This window comes from Candidatus Allofontibacter sp. (genome assembly GCF_038145245.1).
In the GTDB taxonomy this organism is placed as follows: domain Bacteria; phylum Pseudomonadota; class Alphaproteobacteria; order Pelagibacterales; family Pelagibacteraceae; genus Fontibacterium.
Genome location: NZ_JAYQPI010000066.1, coordinates 1 through 2,316, shown reverse-complemented (window position 1 = coordinate 2,316; position 2,316 = coordinate 1). Strand labels below are relative to the sequence as shown.

General features: G+C 27.2%; 3 protein-coding genes and 1 pseudogene. All 4 read left to right on the top strand.

Going from position 1 to position 2,316, the window contains the following annotated elements:
- Positions 1-333 (top strand): annotated as a pseudogene (locus AC8IGH_RS05405) (UDP-3-O-(3-hydroxymyristoyl)glucosamine N-acyltransferase); the annotation flags it as partial.
- A gap of 14 nt (positions 334-347) precedes the next feature.
- Positions 348-788 carry a 3-hydroxyacyl-ACP dehydratase FabZ gene (gene fabZ / locus AC8IGH_RS05400; protein WP_507419692.1) on the top strand — a complete coding sequence of 147 codons (441 nt, stop codon included), beginning with the start codon at positions 348-350 and terminating at the stop codon, positions 786-788.
- Positions 788-1,564 (top strand): acyl-ACP--UDP-N-acetylglucosamine O-acyltransferase, encoded by a 777-nt coding sequence (gene lpxA / locus AC8IGH_RS05395; protein WP_507419691.1) that lies wholly within the window; start codon positions 788-790, stop codon positions 1,562-1,564. Before fabZ ends, lpxA begins: the two co-directional genes overlap by 1 nt.
- Positions 1,565-2,316: LpxI family protein (locus AC8IGH_RS05390; protein WP_507419690.1), on the top strand; the 752-nt coding region annotated here is incomplete at its 3' end.

The window sequence follows — 2,316 nt, the reverse complement described above, 5'->3', positions numbered from 1 at the left end:
ATAGGTTCTTTTTGTACAATTGATAGAGGTTCTTTGACTGATACTGTTATTGGCGAATTTACCTCTATAGATAACCAAGTTCAAATTGCACATAATGTAAAAATTGGAAATTATTGCATGATAGCTGCTCAATCGGGAATAGCCGGTAGCACTATTATAGGAAATAATGTTAAAATTGGTGGTCAGACTGGAATTTCAGGTCATTTATCTATAGGCAATAATGTAAAAATAGGTGGAAAGAGTGGTGTTGTTGCTGATATTGCAGACAATCAAGTTGTTATGGGTTATCCAGCTAAAAGTATAAGGGAATTTTTAACTAGTAAAAAACAATGAATTTAAAAAAAGAAATAAATAGGGAGGAAATTGAAAATTTAATACCACATAGAAAACCATTTTTATTAATTGATAAACTTATTGATATTATTCCGATGATTTCTGCAACAGGAGTAATGAATATTAAAAAGACAGATTTTTTTTTTAATGGTCATTTTCCAGGGCAACCAGTAATGCCAGGAGTTTTAATAGTTGAAGCTTTTGGTCAAAGTGCCGCAGCATTGACTGCTTATAGTTTAGATCCAGAAATTGTTAAAAATAAATTAGTTTATTTAATGACAGTTAATAATGCAAAATTTAGAAATCCTGTGATGCCTGAATGCGAATTAAGATTAAAAGTTGAAGCTATAAGATCAAAAGGAAAAGTTTGGAAGTATAAAGGAGTTGCAATGGTAAATGATCAAATTATGGCTGATTCAGAGTGGATGGCAACTATAGTTGATAGAAAAGATTAATGATAAGCGATAAGGCAATTATTGATAAAGATTCTAAAATAGAATCTTCGGTAAAAGTTGGTCCTTATAGTATTATTGGCAAAGAAGTTAAAATTGGTAATAATGTAAAAATATTATCTCATGTGGTTATAACCGGAGATACCTATATATCTGATGATTGTGAAATTTATTCATTTGCTTCTATAGGTAGCACACCCCAAGATTTAAAGTTTAAAGGAGAAAAAACAAAATTAATAATTGGAAAAAAAAATAAAATTAGAGAATATGTTACAATAAATCCAGGCACAGATCATGGAGGTGGAGTTACAAAAATTGGTGATAATTGTTTATTTATGATTTCATCTCATATTGCACATGATTGCCAAATTGGAAATAATGTTATTATTGCAAATAATGTTGCAATAGCTGGTCATGTTGAAATTGATGATAATGTTATAATTGGCGGCAACTCTGCAGTTCAACAATTTACTCGGATTGGTAAATTTGCGATGATTGGCGGCATGACAGGTGTTGAAAAGGATGTAATTCCCTACGGTTTAGTGACTGGCAATAGATCACATTTAGATGGAATTAATATAATAGGACTTAAAAGAGCTGGATATTCTTCTGAAGAAATAAATGTATTAAATAATGCTGTAAAATTAATTTTTTCAAACACTCTTTTGAAAAATGGAATAGAAGATGCTAAAAAATATTCTAATTTTAAGACAGTATCAGAAGTTATAACTTTTCTCGAGAAAAGTGAAAAAAGACCAATTTGTAGACCTTTAAAATAAATGCTTGGTTTAATTGTTGGGGAATCTAATTTACCTAAATTTATAATAAATAAATTACTAAAAAAAAATAAAAAATTTTTAATTCTAGATTTAACTAAGTCTAATTATTACAAAAAATATAATAATTCATATGGATTAAAAATAACGGAACTTGGAAAGGCTATAGCGATACTAAAAAAAAATAATTGTAAAAATATTATTTTTATTGGTAAAGTTAAAAGACCGGAAATTTCCCTTTTAAAATTTGATAGAAAAGCTCTTTTTTATCTTCCTAGATTGTTTTCTGCTTTTAAAAAAGGAGATAGTAATATTTTAAGAGAAATAATTAAAATTTTTAAAGAACATAAAATTAAGGTCTTAAATAGTATGAAATTTACCCCAGAATTAGTATTCAAGGATAAATCTATAAATAATGTTAAAATTAATAATTTAGATAAAGAAAGTATTTCTAAGGGAATTTCTTTAGTTAAATCTTTAAGTAAGTTTGATATTGGACAGTCTGTAGTGATAAATGATGGTTTTGTGCTTGCAATTGAAGGTCCTGAGGGAACAGATGAAATTATTAAAAGGTCATCGTATTTATCAAAAAAATTAAAACTTAAAAATAAATCTATATTAGTAAAATTTCCAAATACAAAACAAGATTTAAGAGTAGATCTACCAACGATTGGTGTAGATACTGTCAAAAATTGTATTAAATCAAATATTAAAGGAATTGCTGTTAAAAGATCACAAAATATTATTTTAGATAA

Coding starts and splice junctions, on each gene's coding strand:
- lpxA (WP_507419691.1), top strand. CDS start 788: ATGATAAGCGATAAGGCAATTATTGATAAAGATTCTAAAATAGAATCT.